General features: G+C 64.2%; 9 protein-coding genes and 3 rRNA genes. 11 read left to right on the forward strand and 1 reads right to left on the reverse strand.

From position 1 onward, the window contains the following. The first annotated feature begins 4 nt into the window (after positions 1 to 4). Positions 5 to 814 carry a pyrroline-5-carboxylate reductase gene (gene proC, locus EJC51_RS27645; RefSeq protein WP_126273559.1) on the forward strand — a complete coding sequence of 270 codons (810 nt, stop codon included), beginning with the start codon at positions 5 to 7 and terminating at the stop codon, positions 812 to 814. Between the two features lie 55 nt (positions 815 to 869). Here the strand turns inward: proC and trpS are convergent, their stop codons facing one another. Next, entirely contained in the window at positions 870 to 1,889 is a 1,020-nt protein-coding gene (gene trpS, locus EJC51_RS27650; protein ID WP_126273560.1) for a tryptophan--tRNA ligase, read from the reverse strand. Between the two features lie 844 nt (positions 1,890 to 2,733). Here trpS and EJC51_RS27660 point away from each other — a divergent pair. The 10 genes from EJC51_RS27660 (at position 2,734) to EJC51_RS27710 (ending at position 14,158) form a co-directional block, all read left to right on the forward strand. Further along, positions 2,734 to 4,259 (forward strand): 16S ribosomal RNA (locus tag EJC51_RS27660). Between the two features lie 308 nt (positions 4,260 to 4,567). Then, a 23S ribosomal RNA gene (locus tag EJC51_RS27665) occupies positions 4,568 to 7,689 on the forward strand. 94 nt (positions 7,690 to 7,783) lie between these two features. After that, positions 7,784 to 7,900 (forward strand): 5S ribosomal RNA (gene rrf / locus EJC51_RS27670). Together the 16S, 23S and 5S rRNA genes form the textbook arrangement of a ribosomal RNA operon. Before the next feature lie 61 nt (positions 7,901 to 7,961). Next, positions 7,962 to 8,606, forward strand: a complete 645-nt coding sequence (locus EJC51_RS27675) for an HAD family hydrolase (RefSeq protein ID WP_126273561.1) — start codon at positions 7,962 to 7,964, stop codon at positions 8,604 to 8,606. A gap of 93 nt (positions 8,607 to 8,699) precedes the next feature. Then, a complete protein-coding gene (locus tag EJC51_RS27680; protein WP_126273562.1) occupies positions 8,700 to 9,401 on the forward strand; it encodes a VC0807 family protein in 702 nt (233 codons plus the stop codon). Between the two features lie 111 nt (positions 9,402 to 9,512). Further along, a complete protein-coding gene (locus EJC51_RS27685; RefSeq protein ID WP_126273563.1) occupies positions 9,513 to 10,730 on the forward strand; it encodes an MFS transporter in 1,218 nt (405 codons plus the stop codon). After that, positions 10,681 to 11,856 (forward strand): acetoin utilization protein AcuC, encoded by a 1,176-nt coding sequence (locus EJC51_RS27690; protein WP_126273564.1) that lies wholly within the window; start codon positions 10,681 to 10,683, stop codon positions 11,854 to 11,856. Before EJC51_RS27685 ends, EJC51_RS27690 begins: the two co-directional genes overlap by 50 nt. Positions 11,857 to 12,743: 887 nt before the next feature. Next, positions 12,744 to 13,559 (forward strand): phosphatase, encoded by an 816-nt coding sequence (locus EJC51_RS27700; protein ID WP_126273566.1) that lies wholly within the window; start codon positions 12,744 to 12,746, stop codon positions 13,557 to 13,559. 129 nt (positions 13,560 to 13,688) lie between these two features. Continuing rightward, positions 13,689 to 13,901: a helix-turn-helix domain-containing protein gene (locus EJC51_RS27705; RefSeq protein ID WP_004984898.1), complete on the forward strand. Its 213-nt coding sequence runs from the start codon at positions 13,689 to 13,691 to the stop codon at positions 13,899 to 13,901. 158 nt (positions 13,902 to 14,059) lie between these two features. Beyond that, entirely contained in the window at positions 14,060 to 14,158 is a 99-nt protein-coding gene (locus EJC51_RS27710) for a 30S ribosomal protein bS22 (RefSeq protein WP_003948845.1), read from the forward strand. The last annotated feature ends 166 nt before the right edge of the window (positions 14,159 to 14,324 follow it).

Here is a 14,324-nt window from a genome sequence, read left to right on the forward strand (position 1 = left end):
AGCCATGACCCAGAAAGTCGCAGTCCTCGGCACCGGCAAGATCGGCGAAGCCCTGCTCAGCGGAATGATCCGAGGCGGCTGGGCCCCGGCCGACCTCCTCGTCACCGCCCGCCGTCAGGAGCGAGCCGAGGAACTCCAGGCGCGCTACGGAGTCACCCCGGTCACCAACGCCGAGGCCGCCAAGACCGCCGACACCCTGATCCTCACGGTCAAGCCGCAGGACATGGGCACCCTCCTCGCCGAGCTCGCCCCCCACGTCCCCGCCGACCGCCTGATCATCAGCGGCGCGGCAGGCATCCCCACCTCCTTCTTCGAGGAGCGCCTCGCCGCGGGCACCCCGGTCGTCCGCGTCATGACGAACACCCCCGCCCTCGTCGACGAGGCCATGTCCGTCATCTCCGCCGGCAGCCACGCCACCGCCGACCACCTCGCGCACGCCGAGGAGATCTTCGGCGCCGTCGGCAAGACGCTCCGCGTCCCCGAGTCCCAGCAGGACGCCTGCACGGCCCTCTCCGGCTCCGGCCCGGCGTACTTCTTCTACCTGGTCGAAGCCATGACGGACGCCGGCATCCTGCTCGGCCTGCCCCGCGACAAGGCCCACGACCTCATCGTCCAGTCCGCGATCGGCGCCGCCACGATGCTCCGCGACAGCGGCGAGCACCCCGTCAAGCTCCGCGAGAACGTCACGTCCCCCGCGGGCACGACGATCAACGCCATCCGCGAACTCGAGAACCACGGCGTACGAGCAGCCCTCATCGCCGCCCTCGAAGCCGCCCGCGACCGCAGCCGCGAACTGGCCTCCGGCAACAACTGACACCGCCGGCCGCCCCACCCCCGGAAACCTCGGGGAGGGGCGGCCCAGCGCACCCCTAAACGCTCACGCCGATATCAGCGACCGCCGGCAGCAACCCGATCGCCCGATACGCGGCATCCACGGTCGGCCGGGCCATCGCCCGAGCCTTCTCCGCACCATCCCGCAGCACCCCCTCCACATAGCCAGGATCCGCGCACAACTCCTTGTGCCTCTCCTGCACGGGCCTGAGAACCTCCACCACGGCCTCTGCGGTGTCCTTCTTCAAGGCGCCGTACGACTCATATACACCGCCCAGCTCCTCGGGGTTCCCGCCCGAGCAGGCAGCCAGAATCTCCAGCAGATTCGCCACCCCAGGCCGCGCCTCCCGGTCGTACACGACCTCGGCCCCGCTGTCCGTCACCGCCCGCATGACCTTCTTCCGCACCACGTCCGGCTCGTCCAGCAGATAGACGATCCCCGGCCCGACGTCGTCGCTCTTCCCCATCTTCGACACCGGATCCTGAAGATTCATGACCCGAGCGGCCACACCGGGACGCGTGGCCCGAGGCACCACGAAGGAATGGCCGTAGCGCTGGTTGAACCGCACCGCGATGTCCCGCGCCAGCTCCACATGCTGCGACTGGTCGTCCCCGACCGGCACCTCGTCCGTCCGGTACGCCAGGATGTCCGCCGCCATCAATACGGGATACGTCAGCAGCGACAGCCGCACACTCCCCCCACGCTCCCGCTCGCGCGCGGCCTTCTCCTTGTACTGGATCATCCGCCGCATCTCGCCGTCGGTGGCCACGCACTCCAGCAGATACGACAGCCGCGCGTGCTCATCGACATGACTCTGTACGAACACGGTGCACAGCTCCGGATCCAGCCCCGCCGCAAGCAACAGCGTCGCCGCCTGCCGACTGAGACGTCGCACCCGCGCCGGATCGTGGTCCACGGTCAGCGCGTGCAGGTCTACGACGCAGAAGAGCGCGTCGGCCTGGTGCTGATCCACGGCAGCCCACCGCCGCATGGCTCCCAGGTAGTTCCCTAGCGTCAGATGCCCGGTCGGCTTGACCCCACTGAAGACCCGCGTCATCTCTACTCCACTCCATCTCCTGGTCGGGACCGCCCGCCTCTGCGGGCCGTCCCCCTGGAGCTCCGGAGGGAGATACGAGAACGGCCGCCGAGGCGGCGGCCGTTGAGTGCATACGTAGTCCGGCCGCCGTCAGGCGGCCCACCACAGCTGGGTGTACGTACGCGTCGTCATGCGTCCCAGAGTACGCCGGGAGGGTCCCTTCCGGAGCGGAGTTGACACACCCAGACCTGGTCCGTACTGTTCTCCGAGTTGTCCGACGTGAGAGTCGACTCCGGTCGGTCCCCGGACAGCCATTCCGCAGGTACCAGCAAACAATCGATGATCCGTCGTCGTGCGTATCGCCATGCGTATTTGCGAAATGAGGAATCCACGTTCGAAAGGACGCGGGCCCCGATTAGCTCGGGGGCCGGGAATCCGCTAAAGTCTCACTCGTCGGAACGGCCCAACGGCCGGGAAGGCAAGCCCCTCTGACTGGGAGTCAGGCCCGAAAGGATCTGATAGAGTCGGAACCGCCGGAAAGGGAAACGCGAAAGCGGAAACCTGGAAAGCACCGAGGAAATCAGAACCGGAAACGATCTGATAGAGTCGGAAACGCAAGACCGAAGGGAAAAGCCCGGAGGAAAGCCTGAGAGAGTCTCTCGGGTGAATACAAAGGAAGCGTCCGTTCCTTGAGAACTCAACAGCGTGCCAAAAATCAACGCCAGATTAGTTGATACCCCGTCTCCGACCGGTTCCGGTTGGGACGAGGTTCCTTTGAAACAACACAGCGAGGACGCTGTGAACCATCGGATCATTCCTCCGGTGGTTCCGCTCTCGTGGTGTTCATCCCGATTACGGGAAAACATTCACGGAGAGTTTGATCCTGGCTCAGGACGAACGCTGGCGGCGTGCTTAACACATGCAAGTCGAACGATGAACCACTTCGGTGGGGATTAGTGGCGAACGGGTGAGTAACACGTGGGCAATCTGCCCTTCACTCTGGGACAAGCCCTGGAAACGGGGTCTAATACCGGATACCACTTCCACTCGCATGGGTGGGGGTTGAAAGCTCCGGCGGTGAAGGATGAGCCCGCGGCCTATCAGCTTGTTGGTGAGGTAACGGCTCACCAAGGCGACGACGGGTAGCCGGCCTGAGAGGGCGACCGGCCACACTGGGACTGAGACACGGCCCAGACTCCTACGGGAGGCAGCAGTGGGGAATATTGCACAATGGGCGAAAGCCTGATGCAGCGACGCCGCGTGAGGGATGACGGCCTTCGGGTTGTAAACCTCTTTCAGCAGGGAAGAAGCGAAAGTGACGGTACCTGCAGAAGAAGCGCCGGCTAACTACGTGCCAGCAGCCGCGGTAATACGTAGGGCGCAAGCGTTGTCCGGAATTATTGGGCGTAAAGAGCTCGTAGGCGGCTTGTCACGTCGGGTGTGAAAGCCCGGGGCTTAACCCCGGGTCTGCATTCGATACGGGCTAGCTAGAGTGTGGTAGGGGAGATCGGAATTCCTGGTGTAGCGGTGAAATGCGCAGATATCAGGAGGAACACCGGTGGCGAAGGCGGATCTCTGGGCCATTACTGACGCTGAGGAGCGAAAGCGTGGGGAGCGAACAGGATTAGATACCCTGGTAGTCCACGCCGTAAACGGTGGGAACTAGGTGTTGGCGACATTCCACGTCGTCGGTGCCGCAGCTAACGCATTAAGTTCCCCGCCTGGGGAGTACGGCCGCAAGGCTAAAACTCAAAGGAATTGACGGGGGCCCGCACAAGCAGCGGAGCATGTGGCTTAATTCGACGCAACGCGAAGAACCTTACCAAGGCTTGACATACACCGGAAACGGCCAGAGATGGTCGCCCCCTTGTGGTCGGTGTACAGGTGGTGCATGGCTGTCGTCAGCTCGTGTCGTGAGATGTTGGGTTAAGTCCCGCAACGAGCGCAACCCTTGTCCTGTGTTGCCAGCATGCCCTTCGGGGTGATGGGGACTCACAGGAGACCGCCGGGGTCAACTCGGAGGAAGGTGGGGACGACGTCAAGTCATCATGCCCCTTATGTCTTGGGCTGCACACGTGCTACAATGGCAGGTACAATGAGCTGCGAAACCGTGAGGTGGAGCGAATCTCAAAAAGCCTGTCTCAGTTCGGATTGGGGTCTGCAACTCGACCCCATGAAGTCGGAGTTGCTAGTAATCGCAGATCAGCATTGCTGCGGTGAATACGTTCCCGGGCCTTGTACACACCGCCCGTCACGTCACGAAAGTCGGTAACACCCGAAGCCGGTGGCCCAACCCCTTGTGGGAGGGAGCTGTCGAAGGTGGGACCAGCGATTGGGACGAAGTCGTAACAAGGTAGCCGTACCGGAAGGTGCGGCTGGATCACCTCCTTTCTAAGGAGCACTTCTCACCAACTCCGGTTGGTCAGAGGCCAGTACATCGGCGAACGTTCGATGCTGGTTGCTCATGGGTGGAACGTTGATTATTCGGCACTCTCAGTCATCTCGGGCTGCCAGTACTGCTCTTCGGAGCGTGGAACGCTGATCACGAGTGGCGAGGGTGTCGGGCACGCTGTTGGGTGTCTGAAGTAACGGCCGCAAGGTTGTGCTTCGATGCCGGCCCCAGTGAACTCGCCGAGTGTGGCGGGGTGATGGGTGGCTGGTCGTTGTTTGAGAACTGCACAGTGGACGCGAGCATCTGTGGCCAAGTTTTTAAGGGCGCACGGTGGATGCCTTGGCACCAGGAACCGATGAAGGACGTGGGAGGCCACGATAGTCCCCGGGGAGTCGTCAACCAGGCTTTGATCCGGGGGTTTCCGAATGGGGAAACCCGGCAGTCGTCATGGGCTGTCACCCATACCTGAACACATAGGGTATGTGGAGGGAACGCGGGGAAGTGAAACATCTCAGTACCCGCAGGAAGAGAAAACAACCGTGATTCCGGGAGTAGTGGCGAGCGAAACCGGATGAGGCCAAACCGTATGCGTGTGAGACCCGGCAGGGGTTGCGTATACGGGGTTGTGGGATCTCTCTTCTGTCGTCTGCCGGCGACAGGACGAGTCAGAAACCGTTGATGTAGGCGAAGGACATGCGAAAGGTCCGGCGTAGAGGGTAAGACCCCCGTAGTCGAAACGTCAGCGGCTCGTTTGAGAGACACCCAAGTAGCACGGGGCCCGAGAAATCCCGTGTGAATCTGGCGGGACCACCCGCTAAGCCTAAATATTCCCTGGTGACCGATAGCGGATAGTACCGTGAGGGAATGGTGAAAAGTACCGCGGGAGCGGAGTGAAATAGTACCTGAAACCGTGTGCCTACAAGCCGTGGGAGCGTCGCGCATTGAGTTTACTCAATGCGTCGTGACTGCGTGCCTTTTGAAGAATGAGCCTGCGAGTTTGCGGTGTGTTGCGAGGTTAACCCGTGTGGGGAAGCCGTAGCGAAAGCGAGTCCGAATAGGGCGGTTTAGTAGCGCGCTCAAGACCCGAAGCGGAGTGATCTAGCCATGGGCAGGTTGAAGCGGAGGTAAGACTTCGTGGAGGACCGAACCCACCAGGGTTGAAAACCTGGGGGATGACCTGTGGTTAGGGGTGAAAGGCCAATCAAACTCCGTGATAGCTGGTTCTCCCCGAAATGCATTTAGGTGCAGCGTCGTGTGTTTCTTGCCGGAGGTAGAGCACTGGATAGGCGATGGGCCCTACCGGGTTACTGACCTTAGCCAAACTCCGAATGCCGGTAAGTGAGAGCGCGGCAGTGAGACTGTGGGGGATAAGCTCCATGGTCGAGAGGGAAACAGCCCAGAGCATCGACTAAGGCCCCTAAGCGTACGCTAAGTGGGAAAGGATGTGGAGTCGCACAGACAACCAGGAGGTTGGCTTAGAAGCAGCCACCCTTGAAAGAGTGCGTAATAGCTCACTGGTCTAGTGATTCCGCGCCGACAATGTAGCGGGGCTCAAGCGTACCGCCGAAGTCGTGTCATTGCAGCAATAGGGCCAACGCCTGCTGTGATGGGTAGGGGAGCGTCGTCTGCCGGGTGAAGCAGCCGCGGAAGCGAGTTGTGGACGGTTGACGAGTGAGAATGCAGGCATGAGTAGCGATTCACACGTGAGAAACGTGTGCGCCGATTGACTAAGGGTTCCTGGGTCAAGCTGATCTGCCCAGGGTAAGTCGGGACCTAAGGCGAGGCCGACAGGCGTAGTCGATGGATAACCGGTTGATATTCCGGTACCCGCTGTGAAGCGTCAAACATCGAATCCAGTGATGCTAAGGCCGTGAAGCCGCCCCGGAGCCTTCGGGCAAAGGGGAGTGGTGGAGCCGCTGACCCGATCTGGTAGTAGGTGAGTGATGGGGTGACGCAGGAAGGTAGTCCATCCCGGGCGGTGGTTGTCCCGGGGTAAGGGTGTAGGCCGTGATCTAGGCAAATCCGGATCACATAAGGCTGAGACCTGATGCCGAGCCGATTGTGGTGAAGTGGATGATCCTATGCTGTCGAGAAAAGCCTCTAGCGAGTTTCATGGCGGCCCGTACCCTAAACCGACTCAGGTGGTCAGGTAGAGAATACCGAGGCGTTCGGGTGAACTATGGTTAAGGAACTCGGCAAAATGCCCCCGTAACTTCGGGAGAAGGGGGGCCACGCTTGGTGAGAGGACTTGCTCCTCGAGCTGGGGGTGGCCGCAGAGACCAGCGAGAAGCGACTGTTTACTAAAAACACAGGTCCGTGCGAAGCCGTAAGGCGATGTATACGGACTGACGCCTGCCCGGTGCTGGAACGTTAAGGGGACCGGTTAGTGACCTTTCGGGGTTGCGAAGCTGAGAACTTAAGCGCCAGTAAACGGCGGTGGTAACTATAACCATCCTAAGGTAGCGAAATTCCTTGTCGGGTAAGTTCCGACCTGCACGAATGGCGTAACGACTTCTCGACTGTCTCAACCATAGGCCCGGTGAAATTGCACTACGAGTAAAGATGCTCGTTTCGCGCAGCAGGACGGAAAGACCCCGGGACCTTTACTACAGTTTGATATTGGTGTTCGGTTCGGCTTGTGTAGGATAGCTGGGAGACTGTGAAGCTCGGACGCCAGTTCGGGTGGAGTCGTCGTTGAAATACCAGTCTGGTCGTGCTGGATGTCTAACCTGGGTCCGTGATCCGGATCAGGGACAGTGTCTGATGGGTAGTTTAACTGGGGCGGTTGCCTCCTAAAGAGTAACGGAGGCGCCCAAAGGTTCCCTCAGCCTGGTTGGCAATCAGGTGTTGAGTGTAAGTGCACAAGGGAGCTTGACTGTGAGACCGACGGGTCGAGCAGGGACGAAAGTCGGGACTAGTGATCCGGCGGTGGCTTGTGGAAGCGCCGTCGCTCAACGGATAAAAGGTACCCCGGGGATAACAGGCTGATCTTCCCCAAGAGTCCATATCGACGGGATGGTTTGGCACCTCGATGTCGGCTCGTCGCATCCTGGGGCTGGAGTCGGTCCCAAGGGTTGGGCTGTTCGCCCATTAAAGCGGTACGCGAGCTGGGTTTAGAACGTCGTGAGACAGTTCGGTCCCTATCCGCTGTGCGCGTAGGAGTCTTGAGAAGGGCTGTCCCTAGTACGAGAGGACCGGGACGGACGAACCTCTGGTGTGCCAGTTGTTCTGCCAAGGGCATGGCTGGTTGGCTACGTTCGGGAGGGATAACCGCTGAAAGCATCTAAGCGGGAAGCCTGCTTCGAGATGAGGACTCCCACCTCTATAAGAGGGTAAGGCTCCCAGTAGACGACTGGGTTGATAGGCCGGATCTGGAAGCACGGTAACGTGTGGAGGTGACCGGTACTAATAGGCCGAGGGCTTGTCCTCAGTTGCTCGCGTCCACTGTGTTGGTTCTGAAACCACGAACAGCCCCGCGCCTGGTCACGGCGTGGTGTGGCAGTGTTTGACAGTTTCATAGTGTTTCGGTGGTCATAGCGTGAGGGAAACGCCCGGTTACATTCCGAACCCGGAAGCTAAGCCTTACAGCGCCGATGGTACTGCAGGGGGGACCCTGTGGGAGAGTAGGACGCCGCCGAACAAATTTTGAGAAAACCCCGCATCGGTTCGGTGCGGGGTTTTCTGCGTTTAGGCTCTGGTTTATGCGCTACGACTTGGTGATCTTCGACAATGACGGTGTCCTCGTGGACAGTGAGCCGATCTCCAATCGGTTGCTGGCCGCCTATCTGACGGAGCTCGGGCACCCGACCTCGTACGAGGACTCCATCCGGGACTACATGGGGTCCGCGATGCACCGGATTCATGATCTGGTGCTGGAGCGCACGGGAGAGCGGCTGCCGGCCGAGTTCGATGACGTCTTTCATCGGCGGGTGTTTGACGCGTTCGAGCGGGAGTTGAAGCCCGTGGGCGGTGCGGTGGACGTGCTGGAGAGGCTGGCCGGTGCCGGGGTGCCGTACTGCGTGGCCTCGTCCGGGAGTCATGAGCGGATTCGGGTCGGGCATCGTACGACCGGGCTCGACCGGTGGTTCGAGGAGGCGCGGGTCTTCAGTTCGCAGGATGTGGGGCGGGGGAAGCCGGCGCCGGATCTGTTCCTGTACGCCGCCGAGCGGATGGGGGTGGCGCCGGGGCGGTGTGTGGTCGTCGAGGACAGTCCGCTGGGGGTGCAGGCGGCTGTCGCGGCCGGGATGGATGTCTATGGGTTCACCGCTATGACGCCTGCCGACAGGCTCGCCGGTGCCACTCAACTCTTCTCCGGCATGGGCGAGTTGGCCGACCTGCTGATGTGATCGTGGGCATCGTCGGCGGCCTGACATTTGTCACGCCCAGCTCCGGACGATCGTTTCTACTGGGGGATCCCTGCTGGACGAGAAGCTGAGGGCATGACGACGACGAGTGCGAACAAGCCGCAGAACCCCTTCCGCCCCCTGCTCCTGGACGTGGCGGTGCCGGTCGGGTCGTACTACCTCTTCCGGGAGGCCTTCGGGATGAGCACCTTCGCGGCGCTCGCCTGGAGCAGTGTCGTGCCGGCCGGGCGGACCGTGTGGGCGGTCGTCAAGGAGCGGAAGGCCAACGGGCTGGCCGGGCTGATCCTGGTCGTGAACCTGGTGTCGCTGCTGCTCAGCTTCGTCTCCGGGGATCCGCGGCTGATGCTCGCCAAGGACAGTGCGGTCAGCAGCACGATCGGGATCGGGATCCTGGCGTCGGTGGTGCTGGGGCGGCCGATGATGACGGCCGGTCTCAAGCCGTTCCTGGTGAAGGCGGACGCCGCAAAGCACGCGGCCTGGGAGCGGTTGCTGGGTGGCGGCGCGGCCGGGTCCGCGGCCTTCCTGCGGGCCGAGCGGGTCTTCTCGGTGGTGTGGGGTGTGGTGCTGCTCGGGGAGTGCGTGGTGCGGATGGTGGGGGCGTACACCGTGCCCGTGGACACCATGGTGTGGCTGGGCTCGGTCGTCCTGGTCGGCGCGATCGGGCTCGGGATCGTGGTGGGTGGGGCGCTGGCCGCCGGGCCCATGGAGCGGATGCTCGCCGCCGAGGTCGAGGCGGCCGAGGAGGCCATGAAGGCCCAGGTCGCCGTCGCCGCCTGACCTCATCGTCGTAAGCCAAGACCTTCCGGGACCAGCTCCGATCGAAGGTGAAGGAAATTCATCTTTGGCTGGATCTACCCACGGGTAGTCCGGGGCCCTACGCTCGCCGCCATGACAGATGTGCTGCGGCGCGGTAGGGCCTCGTTGGCGTTCAGCTTCTTCGCGCAGGGGGTGGCCTTCGCTCTGCTCGTGACGCGGATTCCGGCGATTCAGGACCGGTACGGGATCTCCGACGCGCTGCTGCCGGCCTTCCTGGCCGCCGTGCCGGTGCTGGCCGGGGTCGGGAGCGTGACCACCGAGAAGCTGGTGAAGCGCATACCGCCGAGCCGGCTGCTGCGGTGGGCCCAGCCGGTCGTGCTGCTGGCGCTGCTCGGGGTCGGGGCGGGGGACGCGACGGTCGAGCTGGCGATCGCGCTGGCCGCGTTCGGCCTCGCTGTCGGTGCGCTGGACGCCTCGATGAACATGCTCGGGGTCAGTCTGCAGCGGGCGTACGGGCGCAGCATCATGCTCAGCTTCCATGCCGTGTTCAGCCTCGGCGGGATCGTGGGGGCGTCGCTGGCGTGGGTGGGGGCGCACTGGGATCTGGCGTTGTTCGTGTCGTATCTGCCGGTCGTGGCCGTGCTGCTGCCGGCCGCGTTCGTCGGGAGTCGGTGGTACGTCGACAGCGATGATCCCGGGCCGGTGGAGGCGCAGGCCGGCGGCGGCGGGGACGGTGTGGTCTTCAAGGCGTTGCTGCCGCTGTGTCTGGTGATGACCTTCGCGTACATCGGGGACTCGACGGTCTCCAACTGGAGTGCGAAGTATCTGGAGGACGTGCTCGGGAGCAGTGAGCAGTTGGCGACCGTGCCGTACAACGTCTACATGGTCACCACCCTGATCGGGCGGGGGCTCGGGGACTTCGGGGTGCGGCGGTTCGGGGCGGTGACCGTGGTGCGGGTGGGGGCCGTGGTGGCCGCGCTCGGGTTCGCGGTGGTGGCTGTGGCGCCCGGGGCGTGGGTCGGGATGCTCGGGTTCACGTTGCTGGGGCTGGGGCTGTGTGTGCTGGTGCCGCAGACCTTCGCGGCGGCCGGGCGGCTGTTCCCGGCGGCGTCCGATGCGGCGGTCGCGCGGCTCAATGTATTCAACTATGTCGGGTTTTTGGTCGGTTCGCCGTTGGTGGGGGCGCTCGGTGACGCGTGGAGTTATCGCGGGGCGATGCTGGTGCCGATGGTGTTGGTGCTGGTGACGCTGGTGTACGCCCGGTCGTTCGCCGCTCAACCGGACCGATACGGTGGCGGGCATGAGCGGCCGCGCACAGCTGATGTGGGACGAGGCAGTAACGGGCTATGACTTCGGTCCGGAGCATCCGATGGATCCGGTCCGGCTTGCGCTGACCCGGAGCCTGGTGAGTGCCTTCGGGCTGGACCGGGACGTGGACGTCGTCGCCGCGAAGCCGGCCGGGGAGTCGACGCTGCGGCTGGTGCACCGGGAGGACTACATCGAGGCCGTGAAGGCGGCTTCGGAGAATCCCGGGGCGGCGGACGGGGCGTACGGGATCGGGACGCTGGATGATCCCGCCTTCGCCGGGATGCACGAGGTGTCCGCGATGATCGCCGGGCAGTCGGTGGGGGCGGCGGAGGCGGTGTGGCACGGGGACGCGCTGCACGCGGTGAACTTCGCAGGTGGGCTGCATCATGCGATGCCCGGGGGTGCGTCGGGGTTCTGTATCTACAACGATGCTTCGCTGGCGATCGCGCGGCTGCTGGAGCTGGGGGCCGAGCGGGTCGCGTACGTGGATGTCGATGTGCATCACGGGGACGGGGTGCAGGCGGCGTTCTGGGAGGATCCGCGGGTTCTGACGATTTCGCTGCACGAGCATCCTCGGACGTTGTTTCCGCAGACCGGGTGGGCTGAGGAGACCGGGGCGGACGGGGCCGCGGAGGGGAGCGCGGTGAATGTCGCGTTGCCTGCGGGGACCGGGGATGCGGGGTGGTTGCGGGCGTTTCATGCGGTGGTGCCGGAGCTGCTTGCCGATTTTCGGCCGCAGGTGTTGGTGACGCAGCACGGGGCGGATACGCACTTCGAGGATCCGTTGGCTCATCTTGCGGTGTCGTTGGATGCGCAGCGGGCTGTGCAGGTGGCGTGTCATGAGCTGGCGCACTCTTGTGCCGACGGGCGGTGGGTCGCGTTGGGCGGGGGCGGGTATGCGGTCGTGGACGTCGTGCCTCGGTCGTGGACGCATCTGGTGGGGATCGCGGCGGGGCGGGAGTTGGCGCCGGAGAGTGTGATTCCTGAGAGTTGGCGGCAGGAAGTGTTCGCTCGGACGCGGCAGTTGGGGCCGATGCGGATGACTGATGGGCGGTGGCCGGTGTCTTGGGCCGACTGGGAGGCGGGGTACGACCCGGCTGACCGGCTGGATCAGGCGGTGCTGGCTACTCGGCGGGCGGTGTTTCCGTTGCGGGGGTTGTTGGCGTAGGGCTGCTCGGGTCTCTGGCCGGCGTGGGGCTGGGCGGTGCTGGGCGGGGGTGGGTTTCGCTCGCCCGCGCTGGCGGGGTGCCGCTGCGCCCACCCGTGCCGTCCCGGCGGTGCGACTGCCCGCAGCTACGCAGGGATGCGGGTGGCGTTGCTTGGGTGGGCGTCGTCCCAGCGGCACGACTGCCCGCAGTTGCGCAGGGGTGCGGGTGGCGTTGTTTGGGTGGGCGTCGTCCCGGCGGTGCGACTGCCCGCAGCTACGCAGGGATGCGGGTGGCGTTGCTTGGGTGGGCGTCGTCCCAGCGGCACGACTGCCCGCAGTTGCGCAGGGGTGCGGGTGGCGTTGTTTGGGTGGGCGTCGTCCCGGCGGTGCGACTGCCCGCAGCTACGCAGGGATGCGGGTGGCGTTGCTTGGGTGGGCGTCGTCCCAGCGGCACGACTGCCCGCAGTTGCGCAGGGGTGCGGGTGGCGTTGTTTGGGTGGGCGTCGTCCCGGCGGTGCGACTGCCCGCAGCTACGCAGGGATGCGGGTGGCGTTGCTTGGGTGGGCGTCGTCCCAGCGGCACGACTGCCCGCAGCTACGCAGGGATGCGGGTGGCGTTGTTTGGGTGGGCGTCGTCCCGGCGGTGCGACTGCCCGCAGCTACGCAGGGATGCGGGTGGCGTTGCTTGGGTGGGCGTCGTCCCAGCGGCACGACTGCCCGCAGCTACGCAGGGATGCGGGTGGCGTTGTTTGGGTGGGTGTCGTCCCGGCGGTGCGGCTGTCCGTAGCCAGGGCATAGGGCCCCACGACCGCCCGTGGCTCGGCGGAGGCGCAGGGGGCGTTACGCCAACTGTGCGGTGTTTTTCTGTTCCCGTGTTGTTGTGTGGGGGGATCCGTCAGCATCGCTCCCGTGTTGAGCACCGGCGCGCTGCGCGCTCATCTGTTGGCCGCTCGGCTGGCCGGGACCGTGGCTACCTCTCGGGAGGAGAGTCTGCGGAGTTATCGGCTGTTCGCTGCCCGGGATCCTCGGGTGCTGATCGGGCTTGACCCGGAGTGGGCTTGGGAGCAGCGGGATTTGATCGCTTTGATGGCCGATAAGTGTGGGGTCTCCGACGACCCCGGGCACACAACTGGCCATGATGTGATCGATCCCGACCGGACGCTCGCCGCGCTTGACGCCTTCGCTGCTCGGCTCGCCGCTGTAGCGGAGCGTGGCGCCACGGTGCTGCTCGGGACCGGGCACCCCCATCGACTGCTGGGGTTCTACGCCGCCTTGGCGGACGCGCTGTCGGCGGCGGGATGTACCGTCCTCACCCCAGCGCAGGGTCACTGTGTCGACATAACGACCCGGTTCGGCCTACGCACGTACAACCTTGACTACGTACGAGGAGTCGCGCTGGTACGGGAACCGGGCGAGTTGAGCTCCGGTTGTGCGACCGGCGTGCACACCCACTCGCCCCTCCCGGTTCGGACCGTGCTGGCGGCCGCCGCGGAGCGGGGCACGGGGCTGCCCGAGCTTGTCATCGGGGATCACGGATGGGTCTGCGGGGCAGGTCAGCTGGGGTTTGAGGCCATTGGGCTGGCCGACACGGATGATCCCGCGTTGTTCGTGGGGGAGGCCGAAGGGGTCGTGTCCGTAGTCGTTCCACTTGATGACGCTGTGCGGTCTGATTACTACCGGCCGCTTACCCGCTACGTACTCAATCGAGCGTGTCTGTCACAGTAGGCCGCCGATGGGTGCACCTCTTCCCCACTCGCATCACCCGCCCCTACATTGGGGAGTGAGCACGCAACGACGAAGAGTCACCGGAAGGGGAAGCCGGTGGCCGTCGAGTGCGGAAGGTTCAGGTGTGTCATGGCTGCAGCTGGCGAGAGGCCTCTGAACGAGGTTCAGTTCCTTACCGTGGCGGAAGTCGCCTCGGTGATGCGAGTGTCGAAGATGACCGTGTACCGGTTGGTGCACAGCGGTCATCTGCCCGCGATCCGGGTGGGGCGGTCCTTCCGCGTCCCCGAGCAAGCGGTTCACGAGTACCTTCGCGAGAGCTATGTGGGGGTGGAAACCGCCTGATGGCTGTGGGGTGGGGGGATCCTTCAGGGCATGTTCCGGACCCCCCTTTCCCCCTCGATTACGACCTCAGCGCTCGGGCGGGTAGGCTAGCCCCTCGTAGGTCGTGTGGGCCCATGGCGCCCAAACGCCGAGTGGATGAGAAGTGAGCGAGGGTAGTCGTGGGCTCTGTTATCAAGAAGCGGCGCAAGCGGATGGCGAAGAAGAAGCACCGCAAGCTGCTCAAGCGCACGCGCGTTCAGCGTCGTAACAAGAAGTAGTACGGCGCCGCGCAGACTGCGTGATGTGGCCCCCCACCACACCCGGTGGGGGGCCACACGCATATCCACCGTCCCCCGCCCGCTTCACATGGCCTGGTCTGGTCGTACGACTGTGGATGTCGTCACTTCGTGCATTGGGTGGTCATCACAGCGCAACATCGACCCG

Origin of the sequence: Streptomyces aquilus (assembly GCF_003955715.1) — a bacterium.
GTDB lineage: Bacteria > Actinomycetota > Actinomycetes > Streptomycetales > Streptomycetaceae > Streptomyces > Streptomyces aquilus.

Coding starts and splice junctions, on each gene's coding strand:
- proC (WP_126273559.1), top strand. CDS start 5: ATGACCCAGAAAGTCGCAGTCCTCGGCACCGGCAAGATCGGCGAAGCC.
- trpS (WP_126273560.1), bottom strand. CDS start 1,889: ATGACGCGGGTCTTCAGTGGGGTCAAGCCGACCGGGCATCTGACGCTA.
- EJC51_RS27675 (WP_126273561.1), top strand. CDS start 7,962: ATGCGCTACGACTTGGTGATCTTCGACAATGACGGTGTCCTCGTGGAC.
- EJC51_RS27680 (WP_126273562.1), top strand. CDS start 8,700: ATGACGACGACGAGTGCGAACAAGCCGCAGAACCCCTTCCGCCCCCTG.
- EJC51_RS27685 (WP_126273563.1), top strand. CDS start 9,513: ATGACAGATGTGCTGCGGCGCGGTAGGGCCTCGTTGGCGTTCAGCTTC.
- EJC51_RS27690 (WP_126273564.1), top strand. CDS start 10,681: ATGAGCGGCCGCGCACAGCTGATGTGGGACGAGGCAGTAACGGGCTAT.
- EJC51_RS27705 (WP_004984898.1), top strand. CDS start 13,689: ATGGCTGCAGCTGGCGAGAGGCCTCTGAACGAGGTTCAGTTCCTTACC.